Origin of the sequence: Methylovorus mays (assembly GCF_020531915.1) — a bacterium.
GTDB classification, from domain to species: domain Bacteria; phylum Pseudomonadota; class Gammaproteobacteria; order Burkholderiales; family Methylophilaceae; genus Methylovorus; species Methylovorus mays.
Window position 1 is genome coordinate 183,341 of the sequence record NZ_JAJAVG010000007.1, and the last position, 22,889, is coordinate 206,229.

Here is a 22,889-nt window from a genome sequence, read left to right on the forward strand (position 1 = left end):
CTAAAACTCCATAGTTATGTGCTGCCATGATTCAATCAGGCTGATCCGTGATGTTAGCGAATTGAATCATGTTACCGAGCATTGATTAAGGTCTTACCTTGTTTATCGTCCAAAACCGGGCAAGCTTTAATCAGCATCTTAGCAAAATTACACACGCAGCGACTGCGAGCTGTTGGCCATCAGGTACGCCAGCACGCGTGAAGGCATGTCACGCAGGTGAAGTTCCTCATCCACACCACCGTGCGCTACCGCTTCGCGCGGCATGCCATAGACCACGCAGCTCTCTTCATTCTGCGCAAAATTGTAGGCACCTGCCTCCTTCATGGCGCGCATGCCGAGGGCGCCATCCTTGCCCATGCCGGTCATGATCACGCCAATGGCATTTTTACCAGCCTGTGCGGCCGCCGAGTCAAACAGCACATCCACGGATGGCTTGTGACGACTCACCGGCGCGGCATCGCTTAACTCAGTGACGTAGTTGGCGCCACTGCGTGCCAGCAGCAAATGTTTGTCGCCGGGCGCGATAAAGGCATGCCCCGGCAGGATACGTTCACCACCTTGCGCTTCGGCAACCGAAATCTGACACAAGGAATCCAGGCGATTGGCAAACGAGCGGGTAAAGCCGGCTGGCATGTGCTGGGTGATCAGGATGCCTGGACAGTCAGGCGGCATTTCCATCAGGAATGATTTGATCGCTTCCGTTCCACCTGTGGAGGCGCCAATAATGATCAGCTTTTCACTACTGATCAGCGGGTTGCGGATGGAGGCATTCTGCTGTGGTGCACCGGGGGCAGGTGCGGTGCTACGTGGCGCGAGGGTTGAGATACGGGCTTGCTTGGCAGCGCGGATCTTGTCTGCAATGAGGTCGGCGTATTCACGGATGCCATCACTGATGGCGAGCTTGGGTTTGGTGACGAAATCAATGGCGCCAAGTTCCAGCGCGCGCATGGTGATTTCCGAGCCACGCTCGGTCAGGGTGGAGACCATCACCACTGGCATGGGCCGCAGGCGCATCAGGCGTTCCAGAAAATCCAATCCATCCATCTTCGGCATTTCCACATCCAGCGTCAGCACGTCAGGATTGGTTTGCTTGATCAAATCACGCGCGATCAACGGATCCGGCGCAGTGGCGACCACTTCCATGTCGGGCTGACTGTTAATGATCTCCGTCAACAGGCTGCGTATCAAGGCGGAGTCATCTATCACCAATACTTTGATCTTCATTCTGCGTAATCTCTTCCCTAATTTTTTTTGTTATATGTTGATTAATGGTTAAAACAGCTCAACCTCACCACCCACACTGTCCGTCTTGAGGCGGCTTGCGTATGTTTCTTCGCGCTTGATAAGCGTGTAATTGTTCAGCTGCTTGAGCTTCTTGACCAATACTTTACCCGTTTTCGGGAAAAAGTAGACTTTGCGCGGATAGATATCATTGAGGTCTTCACCGGTGACCTTGATGTTTTCATCCTTGAGGAACTGGCGCACGAACAGCGCGTTGCGTTCGCCCACGTTCATGGAAGTAAAACTGCGCAGCACATTGCCGCCACCAAAAATCTTGGCTTCGAGATTTTCGCGGCGCGCACCATTGCGCAACAGCTGGTTGATCAGCACTTCCATGGCATAGGCGCCATAGCGCATGGATTCCGACGCCGGGTTGTCTTTATCGGCATTGCCGCCATCGGGCAACATGAAATGGTTCATGCCGCCTATGCCGGAGACGGTATCGCGAATACAGGCCGATACACAGGAACCCAGCACGGTGACAATCACCATGTCCTTGTCGGTGTAGTAATACTCGCCGGGTGATATCTTGGCGGCATCGCAATCGAAGGTGCGATCGTAGTAGAGCGACGTCGAGATTTCTTCATTCACTACCATAGTTACACCGTCTCCCTTGCCAGTCGGCTCAAGGCAGACTCCGTGGCCGCACCTGCGGAGGCAGGATTCAGCTCATAGACGGTTTTCCCACGCAGCTTGATGTCGTGTGACACGTACAGGAAGTTTTCAGAATGGCCCGCAAACAGCAAGCCATGCGGCTTCATCAACGGCACAAATTTGCTAATGATCTTGGCCTGTGTCGGCTTGTCGAAATAAATCATGACATTGCGACAGAAAATCGCGTCAAACGGCTCTTTCAAGGGCCAGTCATCTGCCAGCAGATTCACCTGTTGAAAGGTTATCAGGTCGCGCAATTCATTGCGCACGCGTACCAGGCCTTCCTGCGCGCCCTTGCCCCGCAGGAAGAACGCCTTGCAACGTTCGGGGGACATCTTGCTGATACGGTCTTCCGGATACACACCACGCGCGGCAGTCGCCAGCACATTGGTATCAATGTCAGAAGCAATAATGGAGACAGGCGGATGCAGGGTGCCAAACGCTTCGCATGCGGTCATGGCAATCGAGTACGGTTCCTCGCCCGTCGAACTGGCAGAACACCAGATGGTAATGGGTTTTTGCAAATGGACCAGATGTTCGGCCAGCACCGGAAAATGGTGCTCCTCGCGAAAAAACGAGGTCAGATTGGTCGTGAGCGCATTGGTAAAAGCTTCCCACTCGTCCGGATTGGCATTGCTTTCCAGCGCATCCAGATAATACTTGAACGAATTCATGCCCAGGGCACGCAGACGGCGGCCGATCCGGCTATAGACCATATCGACCTTGGCTTCGGATAATGAGATACCAGCACGGGCATAAATCAATTTCCGTACTTTTTCGAAGTCCTGTTGCGTAAACTCGAACTCGCGCTCACCACCATGGCTGGATTTCGTTACCATATTTAACCTTGTTTTCTTTTCAACCCATCAAGCGCTTGCCACCCGGTCAGCATGATCTGATCGCTCTCTAACCTGCGGGCAACATCGCAAACAGCATCGCATGAATATGTGCGACAGGGAATCAGACGCTGCCGCAAACTGCACCCCTTAGGTCCAATGGCACATAATGAACATGGCAGGTGGAAGGTCGCACGTAGCATAGACCAGCAGCGCAGCCATCATCAGGCGACCTAGCCGAATCAAAAACAGGATAATGCATGGCTCTCTCCACCTGGCACTGGGCAATGTCCTGTGTTGGCATTACCTCTCGGTTATTGCACTGACAAACCTGGCGCCGGAAAAATCAGACTCCGGCCTGTCAGCGTATCGCGTTTACCGCCTTAAAACTCTTCCCACTCGTCATCTGTACCGGTCTTGGCTGGCGCTTGCAGCTTGGGCTGAGGCGCAGGCACGGGGCGACCTGCCGGTGCGGCAATGGCAGGCCGACGCGTAGTGGCGGCAACAGCGGCAGGCGCAGCCTGACCATCCAGCACGAATACACTTACCGAATTCAACAGGCCATTCGCTTGTTCCATCAGCGATTCGGCCGCAGCCGCAGCCTCTTCCACCAGCGCGGTGTTCTGCTGCGTCACGTCGTCCATCTTGATCACCGCGTCGTTCACCTGCGCAATGCCGGCGCTCTGCTCTTGCGAAGCCGCAGCAATTTCGCCAATGATGTCCGATACGCGTTTGACCGATTGCACCACTTCTTCCATGGTCTTGCCGGCATTTTCCACCAGGGTGGTACCTTCGGTGGTCTTGCTTACCGAGTCATTGATCAGTTCCTTGATTTCCTTGGCAGCAGCCGCAGAGCGTTGGGCCAGGTTGCGCACTTCGCCTGCCACCACGGCAAAGCCTCGGCCTTGCTCACCGGCACGGGCGGCTTCTACCGCAGCGTTCAGCGCCAGGATGTTGGTCTGGAAGGCAATGCCGTCAATCACCGAGATGATGTCTTCGATCTTGCGGGCGCTGTCGTTGATGGCGCTCATGGTGGAGACCACATCGGCGACTACTTCGCCACCCTTTACAGCCACACCAGAGGCGGCGGAGGCGAGCTGGTTGGCTTGCTTGGCGTTGTCGGCGTTCTGCTTCACGGTGGAGGCTAATTGCTCCATGCTGGCTGCGGTTTTTTCCAGCGACGATGCCTGATCTTCCGTACGGCGGCTCAGGTCAGAGTTGCCCTGGGCAATTTCTTTCGCAGCCGTGTTGATCGCATCCGCGGCTTCCTTCACTGTGCTGATCGGACCGACGATCATTTCCAGCGTTTCGTTCACGCCGTCCACAATCTTGCGGAAGTCGCCAGGATGGCGGCTGGCATCGGCACGTACCGATACGCGGCCTTCATTGGCGGCACGCACCAGCATCTCTACATCCTCATTCAAGGCCTTGAGGTTTTTGCGCACTTGCTCAACGGTTTCGTTGATATACGCCTTCTTGCCAGGGAACTGCTCCAGTTCGGCATTGAAGTTACCTTCACCAAAGGCTTTGACACAGGCCATGGCTTTTTCCATCAGCTGGATATGGCCACCCACCATGATATTGACGTTCTCGGCTACCTTGCTGAAGTCACCCTTGAACAGGTGCGCATGCAGCGTCATGTCGATATTGCCCTGCTCATGCTCGTTGCTGACCCACTTGATCGAGTCAATCAGGCCTTGCAGGTTGCCACGGACTTTTTCCAGGCTCTTGTTGATGGAAGCCTTCTTGCCGGGGAATGGATCGACCTTGATGGTGAAGTCACCGTTACCAATGGCGGTCACGAAGCTCACAATCTTGTTTTTCTCTTCAATATGGTCGCCGACCATGCTGTTCACACCGGCGGCAACTTCGGCATAGGAGCCGCTGTATTTGCTGATATCCATCACCACATCGTCCTCGCCCTCACGGTGCTGGGTCGACATGTAATGCATATCGGAGATCAGGGTCTGGATATTCTGGCGCAGGCCTTCCACGCCCTTGTTGATAAAGGCCAGGTCACCTGGCAGGGTTTGCAGGGTCTTGGTGAAATCGCCCTGGGAGAACGCCGTAATGCATGACATGGATTTATTCAGTACGTCAGCATAATTGCCCACCATGTGGTTGATCTTGTCAGCCAGGGTATTGAATTCGCCATTGAAGCGGCTGCTGACAATGGTCGCACGCATATTGCCTGCTTCGTGCTGGTCAGCCAGGGCTTCCAGATCCTTGAGCAGGGTGACGATGGTGTCGGTCATCTGCTTCATGGAATACATCAGGCTGCTTTTGTCGTCATTGGCCAGCTTGATCGCCACATGCAAATCACCCGCCGCAATACGTTTGGCCACCTGGGCAGCCAGGGCGGGCTCGCCACCGAGCTGACGCATGAGGGTGCGGATGATCATGAAGCCGATCACGGTGACCAGAGCCAGAGCCACGATGGCGATAATGATCATGAACTCGGTTGCACTGGCTTTGATGGCAGCAGCTTCATCCGCGCTCTGGATACCCAATTGCACGTTATGCTGACGATGATCCGCAATCGCCTTCTGCAGTTTGGCAATGGTGGTTTCACCGGCGAGCAGCGCATCGCGAGCTTCATCGTGCTTGTTGGCAAGCGACAAGGTCAGCACATTGCCGGCCAGGGTGTCATAGTCGGCAAGCAGCAGGCGATCTGTCTGCAGCATGCGCTTGTCTTCATCCTCGTGGAGGTGGTTTTCTTCGTATTTTTTCAGGGTATCAGTCAGACGTACATGCGCTGCCGCGACCTTGGTCTCGATCTCGGCCTTCTTGGCATTGTCCTGATTGGTCATGTGCTGCCATACCAGGGTATTCAGCTCTTCAAATTCGCTGAGCGCTTCATCGAGCCTGACAATACTGGGCATGGCATTCACATTGGAAAAGTTGGTGATGTCATAGACCCGATTAATCTGGTGATAGGCCAACCCGGCCAAGGACACCAGCCCCAGAATGGCAACCGCCATCAAAAGATACATACGCTTAGCGACAGTCATTTCTTTTCTCCGACTTCATTTTTATGTTGTTTCATGCCATGGCATTGATCCGGTACAGCGCTCGGCAAACCGAGCTACAAGCTTCTACATCTCTTACGTGTAAATTCCGCAGAACTTGAATCTTTAACGCATTTTTTTCAGTGCATCGCGCCTGTCCTGTGCAGGGTTTTACCCCATTGCCAGACTATAGCGGCTTGCAGTATCCGGTCATCGCATGAACAAGCGCGTATTTACAGCTTATTTATGCCATGCAGGCCATGTGGCCACGGCCCTGTCTGGGCAATATGCTGGATGACGCCCCAGGTACTGGCAAAAAAAAACCGCTTCAATAAGAAGCGGTTAGTACATCTTGGGAGCTATCAGTGCGAGAGCGGTGGTCGCGGAGATGAGACTTGGCTCTCGGGCACGTGCTACCCGGGGTGCTGGATTACTTGGACTGCACGTCCTTGGCATCTACCAGAACGGTCTTGCCATCCTTGGTGGTAGCAGCAAGCTTCTTGGCTTCCGCTTCGGCCACAGCGTTGCCCTTCATGTGAGCGGCGGTTTCAGCACTGTTGTCATTGGTGCAGATACGGCCCATTACGCTGACCTTGCACACTTCTTCAGCTTGTACATTGAATGCTGCCATTGCAGCTACCAAGGAAACGATTGCTACGATCATCTTTGTCATTTGTCATTCTCCATGTAGGGATATATAGGTACTGCAGACTGGTGAGGCGCTCACTTCTCGATCATCACCATCTGAACCTGCTACGACCTAACCCTCGGATTTCTTTAGGAAAATTACACATCATTAACAATAAAGTTTCCCGATATTGACGGGAATACATGGAATAAGACAAAAAATATTCAATTAAATCAATGCATTGAAAAACTTTAGGGCTTTAATTCAAAAAACAGCTACAAAATGCATATATTCATGATTTTTTACAGCATTTACACTTGATTACAGACTGCATAGGCTGAACTCCTATGCAAAAAAAACCCCGGAAATCCGGGGCTTTTTTTACTTCACTGAGATGCAATCATGATGTTTGCATTAAAACTCTTCCCACTCATCCTCATTCACGCTGGCCTTGGACGCGACCTTCAGCACTGGCGCAGCAGCCGATCTGGCAGGCGCTGGACGCGGAGCCGGGTTGCTTCGTACTTCTGGCCGGGACAGCATCTTGGCAGCGGCAGGTGCGCGGACATCGCCTTCACGCAGCTTGAAGTCGGCCACGGCATCGGTCAGCGCAGTGGCCTGCTCAACCAGCGATTCCGCTGCCGCAGCAGCCTCTTCCACCAGCGCGGTGTTCTGCTGCGTCACGTCGTCCATCTTGATCACGGCGTCGTTCACCTGGGCAATACCAGCGCTCTGTTCTTGCGAGGCGGCGGCAATTTCGCCAATGATGTCCGATACGCGTTTCACAGACTGCACCACTTCTTCCATGGTCTTGCCGGCGTTTTCCACCAGAGTGGTGCCTTCGGTGGTCTTGCTGACCGAGTCGTTGATCAGTTCCTTAATTTCCTTGGCAGCTGCCGCAGAGCGTTGGGCCAGGTTGCGCACTTCGCCTGCCACCACGGCAAAGCCGCGGCCTTGTTCACCAGCACGCGCGGCTTCTACCGCAGCGTTCAGTGCCAGGATGTTGGTCTGGAAGGCAATGCCGTCAATCACCGAGATAATGTCTTCGATCTTGCGGGCGCTGTCGTTGATGGCGCTCATGGTGGAGACCACATCGGCGACTACTTCGCCACCCTTCACGGCAACACCGGATGCCGCAGAAGCGAGCTGGTTGGCTTGCTTGGCGTTGTCGGCGTTCTGCTTCACGGTAGACGCTAACTGCTCCATGCTGGCAGCGGTTTTTTCCAGCGACGATGCCTGGTCTTCCGTACGGCGGCTCAGGTCGGAGTTGCCCTGGGCAATTTCTTTCGCGGCGGTGTTGATCGCGTCTGCGGCTTCTTTTACCGTGCTGATGGGTGCGATGATGGTATCCAGGGTCTGGTTGAGGCCCTCAGCCACCAGCTTGAAGAAGCCTTCACGCCCATCACTGCGCGCACGCTTGCTGAAGTCACCATCGGCAGCGGCTTTCACGATCTCGCCGATTTCGTGCTCGGCATGCGCCTCGGTCGTGCGATCTATCCACTGCACGGCGGTGCCCATGCGTTCGCCATTGGAACTGAAGATGGGCGAAGCATTGAGCTTGAAGATCTGCTCGCCCACCGTAATTTCGCTAGCGTAAGGGCTGTGCAGGCTGGCCAGCATATTGCGTTGGTGGCTAGGGTTCTTGTGATAAATGTCAAAGTTCTGGCCGATGATGTTGTTGGCATCAAACGCTGGCAATTGCTTGCGCAGATTGGCTTCGGAGCGCTTCATCAGGTCTTCGGTAAACTTGTTCATGTAGATGATGATGCCATCAGGGTCGGCCACCATGACACTGACAGCGGCATTGTCCAGGCTGGTCTTGATCAGTTCGGCAAAACGGGCAGCCTCGCCAGCGGCCTTCAACTGAGCACGGGTTTTTTCTATCGCCTCGTTGATGAAAGCTTTCTTGCCAGGCAACTGCTCGATGGTCGCGGTCAAATCACCCTCACCAAAGGCACGCACCACAGCCATGGATTTCTTCTTCACATCAATATGACCGCCTACCATGGTATTCACGCCATTGGCCATCTCGGCATAGGCACCCTGGTATTTGCTCACATCCATCTGCACATCGATATCACCGGCATCATGCTCCTGCGACATGTGGTTCATGTCCGCAATAAAGCTCTTGATGTTGCTGCGTACTTTTTCAATGGTGTCGTTGATGAAGGCTTTCTTGCCCGGGAATTTCTCCAGCGGCGCATCAAAATTGCCCGCACCAAAGCCTTCAACCGTAGCCATGGTCTTGCGCATCATGGCTACATGGCCGCCAACCATGCCATTGACGCCATTGGCAACGTCACGGAACAAGCCTTCAAACAGATCGGCCTTCAAGCTCTCATCAATATCGCCTTTTTCGTGCGCGGCACTGACAAAATTGAGAGAGTCGGTCAGGCCTTGCAGGGTCTTCTGCAGCCGGCGCATGGAGTACACCACGCTGGATTTATCATCTTCCGCCACCGTGATTTTCTGGCTCAGATCTCCCGCAGCAAATTTCCGGCTCATTTCAGCCAGCTCTGCTGGCTCCTGGCCCAATTGACGCATGATGGCGCGCAGCATGAAGATACCAATCACAATCACAGCCAGAGTCACCAGTACAGCCACCACAAGATTGATAATGGTGGCGCTATGGCTTGTTGCCAAGGCATCATCCGCTGCGGTAGTACCGATTGTCATGTTCAGCTTGAAGTGGTTTTCGATATGGGCGGTAAGATCCCGGGCAATATTATCGGCCTGCGCTTTCAGCAGTGCGGCGGCCTGATCGCGCTCACCTGCACGTGAAAGGCTCAGCACATTCTGCAATAGCTGCTGATATTTATCCCAGTCTGCCTTGGTTTTGTCATACATCTGGCGGTCTTCATCATTGCTGATGTAATTATCGCCATAGTTTTTCAATTCATCGTCGAGCTTGCCTTTGAGTTCCACCAGGCGCTTGTCATCCTTGACCATTTCCGCAGGCTCGGTATCCAGAATATGGCGCAGAACCACGATGCGGTAGCGCTGGAAATACTCTTGTATCAGGCCCAGACTTGCGACACTTGGCGTGGTGTTTTCGTTGCCATAGTTGGCTTTGTCGAATACCCGCCCAGTCTGAACATGACCGATGGCTACCACGATCAGCAGACCGATTACTGCAGAAGCAATCAACAGCTTGATACGATTTGCGACAGTCATTTTCATGATGTGCATACTCCTCAAATTTATAGTTATGTGCCGGCGCGACGCTCGGCAAGGTGCTTCACTTAATGCATGGCGACGCTATCCATCAGCTCCATGTCTGTACTGCTCATCAACTGCTCAATGTCCACCAGGATGAACATTTTCTCTTCCACCGATGCCAGCCCCACGATGTACTTGGTATCAATGCTGGCCACAATGTCGGGCACTGCACGAATCTGGTTGGGTTGCAGACTCATCACGTCGGATACGCCATCCACCACCATGCCGACAATGCGGCCATTGAGGTTGAGGATGATGACCACGGTGAATTCGTTGTACTCCACCTTGCCCAGATTGAATTTGATGCGCAGATCCACAATCGGCACGATACGACCGCGCAGATTGACCACGCCCTTGATGAAGTCAGGCGTATTGGCAATCTTGGTCACGGCGTCGTAACCACGGATTTCCTGCACCTTGAGAATTTCCAGGCCGTACTCTTCGTTGCCCAGTACAAAGGTCAGGAATTCCTTGGCATTGGTAACGCCGTCGTTGTTACCACTTTCCGTGATGCTGCTCATTGATACACTCCTTCAGAATTATTGTTCTGGCCCATTTTGATAATGGTGGGCACATCCAGGATGAGCGCGACCGAGCCGTCGCCCATGATGGTGGCACCGGAAATACCGGGCACTTTGCGGTAATTGGTTTCCAGACTCTTGATCACCACCTGTTGCTGGCCAACCAGACCATCGACAAACAGGGCGGCTTTTTTGCCTTCGGCTTCGATGATCACCAGCACACCATCCACCGGATTGGTGATCTGGGTAGGCTGATTAAACAGGGAATACAGCGGAATAATCGGCAGATATTCGCCGCGCACATGCACCATGAAACCGGCACCGGTGACGGTCTTGATGTCCGTCGCTTGCGGCTGCATGGTTTCCACGATGAGGTTGAGTGGCACCACGTACATGTTGTCGCCCAGCGAAACCGACATGCCATCCAGAATCGCCAGTGTCAGCGGCAAGGAGATCGACATGGTGGTGCCGTAGCCCAGCGCCGAGCGGATATCAATCACGCCGCCCATGGCGCTCACATTACGCTTCACCACATCCATGCCCACGCCGCGACCGGATACATCGGTCACCTGCTCGGCCGTGGAAAAGCCCGGGGCAAAAATCAGCTGCCAGACATCGCTGTCAGGCATGGTATCGCTCACCGGCAGGCCGCTCTGCTTGGCCTTGCTCAGAATGCGTTCACGGTTGAGGCCGGCGCCGTCATCGGTCACTTCAATCACAATGTTGCCACCGCGATTGGAAGCAGACAGCGACAAGCGGCCGGTTTCATTCTTGCCGGACTGGTGACGCACATCTGGCACTTCGATACCGTGGTCAATACTGTTACGCACCAGGTGGGTCAATGGGTCTACGATGCGCTCGATCAGGCCCTTGTCGAGCTCGGTCGCGGCACCACTGGTGACGAATTCCACCTTCTTGCCCAGACGGGTAGCCAGATCACGCACCATGCGGGGGAAACGCGAGAACACATAGTCCATCGGCATCATGCGGATAGACATGACTGACTCTTGCAGATCACGCGTGTTGCGGGTGAGCTGGCCCAGGCTGTTCAGCAGGTCTTCATGCGTGACAGGGTCCAGCTTGCTGATGCGTTCTTCCAGCATGGCCTGGGTGATCACCAGCTCACCCACGAGGTTGATCAGCTGGTCGACTTTTTCCACACCGACACGAATCGAGGTCGTTTCGACAGCGGCCGCTTTTTCCACTTCCTTTTTGGCCGCGGCGGGTTTTTTCTCAATGACCGGTGCCGGGGCAGCTTCGACAGGCTTGGCAGCTTCTGCCTCGACTGCGGGTGCTGGAGGTGGTGGCGTGATAGGCTCAAAAAAGCCAAAGCCATCGCCTTCAATAAACCCATTGGACGCAACTGCCATATCTTCAGCTGGCGCAGGCGCCGAAGCCGCAGAGGCATCCTTGATCACCAGCGTATCGAGATCGACCACAAAGGAACAGATGGATTCGATGCTGTCCTTGCTGTCTTCGGTGGTCAGCGCAAAGATGGTTTTGCCGCCCGCTTTGCTGATACTGACGTCGCCCAGCAATGCCAGCTCGGATTTCAGGTTTTCTGCATCCTTGTCGCTGAGCTCGGGCACTTCAATGTTGAAGCGGTGCTTGCCATCCGCAGAGGCAGGAGCAGACGCTGGCGCAGCAGCGCCAGACTGCAGAGTGATCTTGATATCTTCGGGTTCAACAATAAACGCGCAGATGGAGATGATGTCATCTTCACTGTCTTCTGTTTTGAGCGAAAAGGCGACATGCCCATTGTCCAGGCGCTTGCTGCTGACGTCGCCGAGCAGACCCAGCTCGCCTTCAAGGTTGGCAGTGTCTTTTTCGCTCAAGGCTTTGACGTCGATATTGTAATGACGCATCTTGTCTGCGGGTGCAGCCGGAGCGGCAGCGGCGGGCTTGGAAGCCGCAGGTGCAGGTGCCGAAGGAGCTGCAGGTGCCACTTCCGCAGCAGCCGAGACCGGCTTGCCTTCAGACAGGGCCTTCAGCTTGCGTTTGACTTCTTCCTGTACCTCACGGTCCACATCGGCACCAGAGCGGTGGCCTTCCAGCTGGGAGTTCAACACATCCTTGGCTTCGAGAAAGGTGTCCACATGCTCACCGGTCAACGCCATCTCGTTCTTGCGGATCTTGTCCAGCAGGTTTTCCAGGACGTGCGTGATTTCTGCCATGTCGGTCATGCCGAATGTGGCGGCACCACCCTTGATGGAATGGGCAGCGCGGAAAATGGCGTTCAGGTCTTCCGAGTCGGGATTGTCCAGATCGAGGGCAAGCAGCAAGTGCTCCGCCTCGGCGAGCAATTCCTCGGCTTCATCAAAGAAAGCCTGATAAAACTGACTCATATCAATCGACATTTGCTGACTCCATTTTTGCTTGCCTGCATTGCATCATGCGACTGGCATATTCATTAGGTCGAAAAAAGAGGTATTAACCGATTACTTTTTGTACAACATCAATCAAACGCTTGGGATCAAACGGCTTGACCAGCCAGCCATTGGCACCGGCAGCACGGCCTTTGGCCTTCATCTCGTCGCTGGATTCGGTGGTCAGCATCAGGATGGGCACCTTCTGGTAACTACTCATGCCGCGCAGGGATTTGATCAGCGTCAGCCCATCCATGTTGGGCATGTTCTGGTCGGTAAGTACCAGATCCACCACTTGATCGCGCGCCTTGTTCAACCCGTCCTGGCCATCCACGGCTTGCACGACCTGATAGCCAGCCGCCGTCAGACTAAACGCCACCATCTGGCGCAAAGACCCCGAATCATCGACTGCTAGAATTGTTTTTGCCATTTTTCATACTCGCTTGTTAATTAAAATTCCAACATGAACTGCTCTATACCATGAGTCCGCCGATCTCAATCCTTAGAACAACTCAATTTCTCCACTTCCCATATGGTGCTGGTCTACCGCTTTACGCAAACCACCCGACAGCTCCACACTGCGGCTATTCAGGCGTTGATTCATTTCCTGCAACAGACGGGCGATTTCCTGGTGCTCCTGCTCGCTATCCATGCTATTGCCGTGCGTAGCCAGCGCGCTCAGCAGCTCCTTGAGCCCGTTGACGCGCTTGATGGTTCTGGCAATAAGCTGACTGGTTAAATCCTGGAATTGCAGCCCGGTAACGGCCGTGTTGACTTCTTTTGCGATGTGCTCGCGATACTGGAGCAGCTTTTGCTGCTGCTCCGCAGGGAGTTGGGATTGTTGCAGCAGAATATCCAGCTCCTGCTGCTGGGCCGTGACGGCCTCATGGACAGACATGAAACAGGCGCCGAGTTTTTCAATCGCCTCACTCAGCAGGTAGGTGGTTTGCATCAGATCGGCCTCGACTTCCAGCAAATGCTGTGTCCCATGGTCGGACACGCCTGCCAACAACTGTCTCAGCTCTTCTACTGGTATTGTCTCCGACTGCATATTCCCATCATCCTTCATTTTTATTCGCCGCATTCAGTACCAGTACGGTCGTTGTTCTATGTCGTCATTGGCCAGTCGCCGCTTTCTGGACTTCAATGGCGGCGTTATCCGACGGCACATTGACCGTCGCGCCTTCATCCTTGACCGCGTCTTCTTCCGCCTTCTTGTTCATGATGATAATGCTGATACGGCGGTTCACCGGGTTCAACGGATTATCCTTGTCAAACAAGGATGCCGATGCCAATCCCACCACCCGCAACAGCTTGGACTCATCCATTCCTCCTGCCACAAGCTCGCGTCGCGAAGCATTCGCGCGGTCAGAAGAAAGCTCCCAGTTGCTGTAGCCTTTATCCCCCGTGGGGTAAGGCACAGCATCGGTATGTCCTGACAAGCTGATCTTGTTTGGCACATCGTTCAGCATGTTGCCGATCTCATGCAAAATCTGCTTGGCGTAAGGCTGCAACTCGGCTTTGGAAGAAGCAAACATCGGCCGGTTCTGCTCATCCACGATCTGGATGCGCAACCCTTCTGACGTAATATCGATCAGCAACTGCTTCTTGAACTTGCTCAAGGTGGCGCTGGCATCAATCGCCTCTTCAATCTTGAGTTTCAATTCCGCCAGTTTTGCCTGTTCTGCCTTCTCCAGAGCAGTCTTCGCATCTTTTATATCGACCTCTTTTTGCTTTCCTTTAGGCCCATCGACAGGTTTTACCTGCGCTTGCTTTTTGGTGAGGTCTTTGCCGCCGCCTTTTAGTACCGAATCGCTGGCTGCGACCGAAGGCCCGCCTTGCAGCGCAACCTTGAGCGGCATCTTGAAATACTCGGAAATGCCTTCCAGCGTGGCCTTGGAGGTGGACCCCAACAGCCACATCAGAAGAAAGAACGCCATCATGGCGGTCACGAAGTCGGCATAGGCAATTTTCCATGCGCCCCCGTGGTGGCCACCGGCCACTTTTTTGATGCGTTTGACAATTATCGGCTTGGTATCTTCTGCCACGACAGACTCCGCTTACGCTATGGACTTATTTAGATTTGGCTTGCTTGACGTGCTCTTCGAGCTCGGTGAAGCCAGGGCGTTCGGTGGAGTACAGCACCTTGCGGCCAAACTCGACGGCAATCGCCGGAGCGTAACCATTGAGGCTGGCAAGCAGCGTTGCCTTCACGGTCTGGTACATCTTGGTGGATTCATCCAGCTTTTGCTCCAGCAGGCTGGAAAGCGGGCCGATAAAACCGTAGGCGAGCAGAATACCAAGGAAGGTACCCACCAGCGCGTGAGCAATCAGAATGCCCAGCTCGGCAGGCGGCAAGGCCACGTTTTCCATGGTGTGCACCACGCCCATCACCGCGGCCACAATACCGAAGGCAGGCAGGCCATCGCCCAGGCGGGCGATACAGTGCACAGGCACATGACCTTCCTGGTGGTGGGTCTCGATTTCGTTATCCATGAGGTTTTCCACCTGAAACGCATCCATGTTGCCGGAGATCATCAGCCGCAGATAATCGGTAATGAACTCCATCAGATGGTGATCCGACTGCAAGGCAGGATATTTGCTGAAGAGCGGACTGCTCTCGGGATTTTCAACGTCGTTTTCAATCGACATCATGCCATCTTTGCGAATCTTGCTGAGAATCTCGAACAGCAAGGCCAGCAAATCCATGTACAGCGCCTTGGTGAATTTGGAACCTTTGAACAGTGTGGGCAATGAAGCCAGGGTGGCTTTCAGCGCCTTGCCATTGTTACCGACAATAAAGGCACCAATCGCACCACCAAAAATCATCAAAACTTCAAGGGGTTGCCACAAGGCCCCCAAATGCCCCCCTGCCAGCGCGTATCCCCCGAACACGGCCGCCAGGACCACAACATACCCTACGATTACTAGCACTTTTAAACCCCCCGATTAAAAAACAGCGTCTATCGCCCGTGATGCATGCCACATATTAAGCCATTCCCCTAAGCTTAGCAGGGTATTGTTATCCGCCAAACGTCGATCAGCCTGTGTTTTCCATTTTATATTGCCAATCCAGTCATGTGTCAGGCGCTCTCAAATCCAGCACGGTTTCAGGCTCGACACGCAGCATGTTGACATAGCTTCGATTGATTAAGGCCAGAATATCAAGATGCACAACGTTGCCTCAGACCTTATGAACAATCACGGCGATCAACATAATGGGTGGATAGCGGTTCGATGATTCAGAGGCAAACTAAAGACAGTCTGGTCTCATGTTTGAAAGCTTCAAGGTGCAACAGAACCAATAGATTAAGCTAAATGTGGCGGATAGCACATTCAATAGAGAAGGCTTATTGACCACTCAATAACGCGTCTGTAATTTCAATCCCAATAAACCACTAGCCTTTGAATCAGGCGAAAATAACAAAAGAATCAAGAGGGACAGCATCTTACATGTTTCATGCCGTTAACCTAATGAGACAGGTGAGCACGCAAGGGAGTGTGATCATCTTCTTATTCTTGTTGCCATTATTACTCGCCGGCTGCAAATCCATGGCCCCCCCACATCAGCGGCCAGCCATGCCTGTCGCGCAAGCCTTCCCAGGGGTGGACAATGCAGAAACAGGGGCCAATGCAGCGGCCAGTCTTGGGTGGCAGGATTATTTTGCTGATCCTCAGTTACTGGCACTGTTGAGCCGTGCGCTGGATTACAACCGGGACCTGCGCCAGGCCGTACTACGGGTTGAAAGTGCACGGGCACTGTATGGCGTTCAGCGTGCCGATCTCTTTCCTGGCGTGAATGCCCAAGGGAGTTATGCACGGTCCCGCACGCCAGCAGACATGAACCTGACTGGCCGTCCGCTGTTGGCAAATGAATACCAGGTGGACCTGGGAGCTACCAACTGGGAGCTGGATTTCTGGGGCCGTGTACGCAATCTCAAGGATGCCGCCCTGGAAACCTTTCTGGCGAGTGATGCTTCGCGTCAGGCGTTCACCATTTCATTAATCTCCGACGTGGCGAACACATACCTGAGCTTGCGCGAGCTGGATGAACGCTTGTTGATCGCCAAGAAAACCATCGAAACCCGCAGTGAATCATTCCGCATCTTCAAACGACGCTTCGAGGTGGGATCCATTTCCAAGCTGGAGCTGAACCAGATCGAGATATTGCTGGCACAAGCGCAGACGCTGGAATACCAATTGCAGCAATCCCGTGCAACCCAACTGAATGCCTTGACCCTGCTGGTCGGCAACGAGGTCAGCATCTCCCCGGCAGCACATGATGTTGAGGATGAGCAAATCCTGCGGGTCATCAAGGTCGGCTTACCATCGGACATGCTGACTGCGCGCCCTGACATTGTGGCTGCCGAGCACACACTTAAGGGCGCCAATGCCAATATCGGAGCTGCACGCGCTGCGTTTTTTCCCCGCATCACCTTGACCGCTGCCTTCGGCACGGCGAGTCGCGAGTTGGACAGTCTTTTTGATTCCGGCACCCAGGCTTGGCGATTTGCACCCAGCCTGACATTGCCGATTTTTGATGGTGGACGTAATCGCGCCAATCTTCAGCTGGCAGAAGTCAGGCGCGATATGGCTGTGGCCAATTATGAAAAAACCATACAGGGCGCTTTCCGCGAGGTAGCCGATGCATTAGCCGCGAGGCAATGGATGACCAAGCAAATCGGCAGCCAGAAGCAAACCGTGGATGCCCAGGCAGAACGCGCACGCCTTGCCGAGTTGCGTTACGACAACGGGGCCACCTCCTATTTCGAGGTACTGGATGCCCAGCGCACCCTGCTCGAAGAAGAGCAGCAACTGGTTCAAATGCGCCGCGCCTTGCTCTCCAGCCAGGTCAGCCTATATGCCGCTCTGGGGGGAGGATCACAATCCATTGCCGCGACAACACCTGCTGAGCAGCCTTCTCATTAATCGGATCAGGGATATGAATAGCACAGTTAAAAAATTTATGCCGCTGGTGGCAGTCATCTTAATGGTCATCGCTGGTTTTTATGGCTGGAAAGCGTTGTATGGAAATGATGACCTGAAAGGGCTGGCGAGCGGGAACGGACGTATAGAGGCAACAGAAATTGATGTAGCAACCAAGCTGGCGGGCCGCGTGGATGAGATCCTGGTAAAGGAGGGCGAGTTTGTACAGGCAGGGCAACCATTGGCACGCATGCAGATACAAGTACTTGAGGCACAACGGGATGAGGCAAGAGCGCAATATCAACAAGCAGTAGATACTGTGGCGGGCGCCCAGGCGCAAGTCACTTTGCGAGAAAGTGACAAGCTTGCCACTCAGGCATCGGTGATACAGCGTGAGAGCGAACTGGACGCAGCCCAGCGTCGTCTGGCCCGCTCCGAGGTTCTGTCGGCAGAAGGCGCCTCGTCAATACAGGAACTGGATGATGATCGTGCACGGGTACGCGGTGCGCAGGCGGCCGTGAATGCGGCCAAGGCTCAGGTGGCGGCGGCAGAGGCCGCGATCAAAGCGGCCCAGGCGCAAGTGGTGGGAGCTCGCTCTGCCGCGACGGCAGCCGAAGCCACCATTGCCCGCATAGAAGCAGATATCAACGACAGCCTCTTGACATCGCCCCGCAACGGACGGGTGCAATATCGCATAGCTGAGCCGGGAGAGGTGTTAGCCAGTGGTGGCAAGTTACTTAACCTGGTCGATCTCTCTGATGTGTATATGACGTTCTTCCTGCCGGAAGAAGAGGTAGGCAAGCTTTCATTGGGAGCGGAGGCCAGGATAGTGCTGGACGCAGCCCCGCAATATGTGATCCCGGCCACCATATCTTTTGTTGCCAGCACGGCGCAGTTCACCCCCAAAAGCGTGGAAACCGCCAGTGAACGGCAAAAGCTGATGTTCCGCGCCAAAGCGCAAATCAGCCCTGAACTGTTGCAAAAACACTTGAGCGAGGTCAAGACTGGCTTACCTGGTGTTGCCTGGGTCAAACTGGATAAGCAAGTTGAATGGCCTGCTGACCTTGCGGTGAAAGTACCTCAGTGAACGCTGGGCAATCCCTTTTACAGCCTGTGGCCCGTTTGCAGGATGTCAGCCTCCATTATGGCAAGGTTGCAGCATTGGACGATATCAGCCTGGAGATTCCACCTGCATGCATGGTGGGCATGATAGGCCCGGATGGTGTTGGCAAATCCAGCTTGTTGTCATTGGTGGCGGGTGCCCGTGCTGTCCAGCTTGGTATGGTTGAAGTGCTGGAGGGCAATATGGCCAGCAAGCAGCATCGCGACAAGGTATGCCCTCGTATTGCCTATATGCCGCAAGGCTTGGGCAAAAATCTGTACCCCACGCTTTCGGTGGAAGAAAACCTGCAGTTTTTTGGCCGCCTGTTTGGACATGATGCGAATGAGAGGAGGCGGCGCATTGACGAGCTGACCCGTAGCACGGGCCTGCAGAAATTCCTCTCTCGCCCTGCCGGCAAGCTGTCAGGGGGCATGAAACAGAAGCTGGGGCTGTGTTGTGCGTTGATCCATGACCCTGACTTGCTGATACTGGATGAACCCACCACAGGAGTGGATCCGCTTGCCCGTGCGCAGTTCTGGGACTTGATTGCACGTATCAGAACACAGCACAACAGCATGAGCGTCATCGTGGCAACCGCTTATATGGATGAGGCTCAGCGGTTTGACTGGCTGGTTGCCATGGATGACGGAAAGGTATTGGCGACCGGAACCCCGCAAGCGCTGCTCGACCGGACAGACACCCAGTCACTGGAATCCGCCTTTATTGCCTTGTTGCCCGAGGCAAAAAAGCGTGGCCACCTGGCGGTGACCATTCCTCCTTTGCCGGAAGGAAATGAAGCCAACATTGCCATTGAGGCACGCAATCTCACCATGCGCTTCGGAGATTTTGTCGCTGTAGACCATGTGAGCTTCCGTATCCGCCGAGGCGAGATTTTTGGTTTTCTTGGTTCCAATGGCTGTGGCAAGTCCACCACCATGAAAATGCTCACGGGACTACTACCGGCCACGGATGGTCAGGCATGGTTGTTTGGGCATGAGGTTGATCCACGTGATATTGATACCCGCCGCCGTGTGGGCTATATGTCGCAGGCATTTTCACTGTACAGCGAGTTGACCGTGCACCAGAACTTGGTGCTGCATGCTCGCTTATTCCATGTACCCGAAGCACAAGTGAATGCACGTGTAGAGGAAATGGTGCAACGTTTTGACTTGGCTGAGGTGCTGGACGGTCTGCCAGACAGTTTGCCACTGGGCATCAGGCAGCGGCTGTCATTGGCAGTCGCCATGGTGCACAAGCCCGAGTTGCTGATTCTTGATGAGCCGACGTCGGGGGTGGACCCCGTGGCGCGGGATAACTTCTGGCGTTTGCTGCTTGAGTTATCACGCCGTGATCAGGTGACCATTTTCATTTCCACCCACTTCATGAACGAGGCCGAGCGTTGTGATCGCATATCACTGATGCACGCAGGCAAGGTTCTGGTGAGTGACACACCAGCCAGCATTATCACGACTCGCGGTACAAAAAGCCTAGAGCAGGCATTCATCGACTACCTGGTCGAGGCTGGCGGCGGCACAGAGTCGTCACCTGAACAGTCGCTCAAGAGCACATCCGAGGTGACAAGCCCCGCCCAGGATGCGCCGCAGCAACGTTTCAGTGTCAATCGCATGTTCAGCTATTTATGGCGAGAGATGCTGGAGTTGCAGCGGGACCCGGTACGAGGTGGTTTGGCGTTGATAGGGTCCATGTTATTGATGCTAGTCATGGGATTCGGCATCAGTCTGGATGTAGAAGATCTGAGTTATGCCGTGCTGGACCGTGACCAAACCACGCTCAGCCAGAACTATGCCTTGAATCTTGCCGGGTCCCGCTACTTTATTGAAAAGCCTGCTATCCGCGATTATCAAGACCTGGATAAGCGCATGCGTAGTGGTGAACTATCCCTGGTCATTGAGATTCCGCCTGGCTTTGCAAGAAATGTAAAACGCGGCAACAAAGTCGAGATAGGTGCCTGGGTCAATGGCGCCATGCCACAACGTGCTGAGACAGTACAGGGATATATCCAAGGCATGCACCAGGGATGGCTGGAGCAACAATCTCAGGAACGCTGGGGCGTCAAGCCGACCAGCCTAGCCACCATAGAATACCGTTATCGCTATAACCCGGATGTACGGAGTCTGCCTGCCATGGTGCCGGCCGTCATTCCCATACTGCTCTTGATGCTGCCAGCCATGCTCGCAGCATTAGCCGTCGTACGCGAAAAAGAGTTGGGTTCCATCCTCAATTTGTATGTAACTCCCGTCACGCGACTGGAATTCCTGCTCGGCAAACAATTGCCTTATGTGGTCTTGGCGATGCTGAATTTTTTCCTCATGGCATTGCTGGCCGTCATCGTGTTTGGGGTGCCGGTGAAGGGCAGTTTTGCCACATTCACCTTGGCCGCCTTGATGTACTCCGCTATTGCTACCGGCATAGGCCTGCTTGCTTCAACATTCACCAGCAGCCAGATAGCCGCCTTGTTCTCCACCATGATTGCGTGTATCTCACCGGCAGTACAATTTTCCGGCATGCTCAATCCGGTAGCTTCGCTCGAAGGCGTTGGAAGGATAGTGGGCGAAATCTATCCAACCACTTACATGCTGATCATTTCACGCGGCATATTCAGCAAGGCATTGCATTTTTCTGACCTCTACCGTGAGTTCTGGCCGATTCTGATCGCCATTCCGGTGGTAATGGTGACGACCATCTTGTTGCTTGATAAGCAGGATAAATGAGGTAGTAACATGCGATTTATTTCCACAATCTATCACCTGAGTATCAAGGAGTTATGGAGCCTGATTCGTGATCCCATCATGCTCTGCCTGATCGGCTTTGCCTTCACCGTGATGATCCACAACTCTGCCACGGCAGTGCCCGAAACCTTGCACAAGGCGCCGATTGCCATTGTGGATGAAGATGCTTCCCCGTTATCGGCCCGCATTATCTCTGCCTTTTACCCACCGCACTTTGCCACCCCACCGCTCATCACGCAAAGCCAGATTGATCCCGGCATGGATGCAGGCCAGTACACATTTGCCTTGCATATCCCGCCGAATTTCCAGCACGATGTGCTGGCAGGCAAATCTCCAGCATTGCAGTTGAATATTGATGCCACCCGCATGTCGCAGGCCTTTTCTGGCAACCGCTATATCCAGGATATCGTGCTGTCTGAGGTCAATGAATTTGCACGACGTTATCGCACTACCACCGAAATGCCAGTGGGGCTGGCGTTGCGCATGCGGTTTAATCCTACGCTCACCCAATCGTGGTTTGGCGCCATGTCCGAAATCATCAATAACGTCACCATGCTCTCCATTATCCTGACTGGCGCCGCCCTGATTCGCGAACGTGAGCATGGCACCATAGAGCACCTCCTGGTAATGCCGGTGACGCCGACCGAGATCATGCTGGCCAAGGTCTTGTCCATGGGCCTGGTCGTGTTGCTGGCAGTAACGTTATCACTGCTGTTTGTCGTTGAAGGGTGGTTGAAGGTACCGATTCAAGGTTCCATCATTTTGTTTTTGCTGGGAACTTCATTGCATCTTTTCGCTACCACTTCCATGGGCATTTTCATGGCCACCATTGCTCGTAATATGCCGCAGTTTGGCATGCTGATGATTCTTGTATTGTTACCATTGCAGATGCTCTCTGGCGGCCTTACACCACGGGAAAATATGCCTGAAATTGTGCAGAACATTATGTTGCTGGCACCGACCACACACTTTGTGGAACTGGGGCAAGCCATTTTGTTCAGAGGTGCCGGCTTTGATGTAGTTTGGGGCTCTTTCCTGGCACTGCTGCTCATAGGCACCCTATTGTTCATCGTGTCCTTGGCTCGCTTCCGCAAGACGATTAGCCTGATGGCTTAAATTTACATTTGTCTGCGGCGGGCATGGCGGCTGGCGAGAGATAGGCAAACACCGCATCAAATTCGCCAAAGTCGAGCTTGTGGTAATCCCCAAGTACAAAAGGGGCGGATGAGCGGCGCCACTTCAATCCCCAGCATCTGGCAGTCAGGCCTCCCAGCTGGATCAGCAAGGCACGGGTAGCAGGCAATACACGAGGGGACTCAGATGCTATGAAAAAGAGGCATGTCTGGATAAAGACCGGATGCTGGATCAGGCGCAATGGCCGCCATCGAAAAAAACAGGACCACACAAGAGGCCAGGCAACATGATGTGACCCGAGCAAGCATGGCAAATAAGCTTCGCTCCGATGTCACGTTGAGATATATCCTGCGTTTGTAATCCACCCTGCCCCTGATTCAGCGCCCTGGGGCGCGGGGCGCTATTCACTGGCGATGTGGTGATACCTCAACAGCGCGAATTTGCCCGGCGCCCATTTCCCTGGT

At 54.1% G+C, this 22,889-nt stretch carries 16 protein-coding genes; 4 read left to right on the top strand and 12 right to left on the bottom strand.

The annotated features are described in order from the left end of the window. Window positions 1-147 precede the first annotated feature (147 nt). From LG203_RS09475 to motA, 12 genes are all read right to left on the bottom strand, one after another. Window positions 148-1,224, bottom strand: a complete 1,077-nt coding sequence (locus LG203_RS09475) for a protein-glutamate methylesterase/protein-glutamine glutaminase (RefSeq protein WP_230345547.1) — start codon at window positions 1,222-1,224, stop codon at window positions 148-150. 48 nt (window positions 1,225-1,272) lie between these two features. Beyond that, a complete protein-coding gene (gene cheD / locus LG203_RS09480) occupies window positions 1,273-1,878 on the bottom strand; it encodes a chemoreceptor glutamine deamidase CheD (protein ID WP_230345548.1) in 606 nt (201 codons plus the stop codon). 2 nt (window positions 1,879-1,880) lie between these two features. After that, window positions 1,881-2,774: a CheR family methyltransferase gene (locus tag LG203_RS09485; RefSeq protein ID WP_230345549.1), complete on the bottom strand. Its 894-nt coding sequence runs from the start codon at window positions 2,772-2,774 to the stop codon at window positions 1,881-1,883. Window positions 2,775-3,154: 380 nt separating this feature from the next. Continuing rightward, complete coding sequence (locus tag LG203_RS14420; RefSeq protein ID WP_230345550.1) at window positions 3,155-5,782, bottom strand: methyl-accepting chemotaxis protein; 2,628 nt, start codon at window positions 5,780-5,782, stop codon at window positions 3,155-3,157. 427 nt (window positions 5,783-6,209) lie between these two features. Beyond that, complete coding sequence (locus tag LG203_RS09495; protein WP_015829625.1) at window positions 6,210-6,452, bottom strand: hypothetical protein; 243 nt, start codon at window positions 6,450-6,452, stop codon at window positions 6,210-6,212. A gap of 369 nt (window positions 6,453-6,821) precedes the next feature. Next, a complete protein-coding gene (locus LG203_RS14425; RefSeq protein WP_328486863.1) occupies window positions 6,822-9,587 on the bottom strand; it encodes a methyl-accepting chemotaxis protein in 2,766 nt (921 codons plus the stop codon). A gap of 62 nt (window positions 9,588-9,649) precedes the next feature. Then, window positions 9,650-10,147: a chemotaxis protein CheW gene (locus tag LG203_RS09510; protein WP_159356031.1), complete on the bottom strand. Its 498-nt coding sequence runs from the start codon at window positions 10,145-10,147 to the stop codon at window positions 9,650-9,652. Continuing rightward, window positions 10,144-12,504, bottom strand: a complete 2,361-nt coding sequence (locus tag LG203_RS09515; protein WP_230345551.1) for a chemotaxis protein CheW — start codon at window positions 12,502-12,504, stop codon at window positions 10,144-10,146. The genes LG203_RS09510 and LG203_RS09515 overlap by 4 nt, the downstream gene beginning before the upstream one ends. Before the next feature lie 73 nt (window positions 12,505-12,577). After that, the gene (locus tag LG203_RS09520; RefSeq protein ID WP_015829621.1) at window positions 12,578-12,943 is read right to left on the bottom strand and encodes a response regulator; all 366 of its coding nucleotides are present in this window, start codon (window positions 12,941-12,943) and stop codon (window positions 12,578-12,580) included. A gap of 72 nt (window positions 12,944-13,015) precedes the next feature. Beyond that, the gene (locus LG203_RS09525) at window positions 13,016-13,564 is read right to left on the bottom strand and encodes a chemotaxis protein (protein WP_230345552.1); all 549 of its coding nucleotides are present in this window, start codon (window positions 13,562-13,564) and stop codon (window positions 13,016-13,018) included. Between the two features lie 64 nt (window positions 13,565-13,628). Continuing rightward, the gene (motB, locus tag LG203_RS09530) at window positions 13,629-14,561 is read right to left on the bottom strand and encodes a flagellar motor protein MotB (RefSeq protein ID WP_230345553.1); all 933 of its coding nucleotides are present in this window, start codon (window positions 14,559-14,561) and stop codon (window positions 13,629-13,631) included. A gap of 25 nt (window positions 14,562-14,586) precedes the next feature. After that, window positions 14,587-15,447: a flagellar motor stator protein MotA gene (motA, locus tag LG203_RS09535; RefSeq protein WP_230345554.1), complete on the bottom strand. Its 861-nt coding sequence runs from the start codon at window positions 15,445-15,447 to the stop codon at window positions 14,587-14,589. Window positions 15,448-15,987: 540 nt separating this feature from the next. Between motA and LG203_RS09540 the strand changes: the two genes are divergently transcribed. The 4 genes from LG203_RS09540 to LG203_RS09555 are packed head-to-tail and all read left to right on the top strand — an operon-like array spanning window position 15,988 to window position 22,407. Beyond that, the gene (locus tag LG203_RS09540; protein WP_268867380.1) at window positions 15,988-17,442 is read left to right on the top strand and encodes an efflux transporter outer membrane subunit; all 1,455 of its coding nucleotides are present in this window, start codon (window positions 15,988-15,990) and stop codon (window positions 17,440-17,442) included. A gap of 13 nt (window positions 17,443-17,455) precedes the next feature. After that, a complete protein-coding gene (locus LG203_RS09545; protein ID WP_230345556.1) occupies window positions 17,456-18,526 on the top strand; it encodes an HlyD family secretion protein in 1,071 nt (356 codons plus the stop codon). Further along, window positions 18,523-21,273, top strand: coding sequence for a ribosome-associated ATPase/putative transporter RbbA (gene rbbA / locus LG203_RS09550; RefSeq protein WP_230345557.1), 2,751 nt, complete (start codon window positions 18,523-18,525; stop codon window positions 21,271-21,273). Before LG203_RS09545 ends, rbbA begins: the two co-directional genes overlap by 4 nt. A gap of 9 nt (window positions 21,274-21,282) precedes the next feature. Further along, window positions 21,283-22,407, top strand: a complete 1,125-nt coding sequence (locus LG203_RS09555; RefSeq protein WP_230345558.1) for an ABC transporter permease — start codon at window positions 21,283-21,285, stop codon at window positions 22,405-22,407. Window positions 22,408-22,889: the final 482 nt, after the last annotated feature.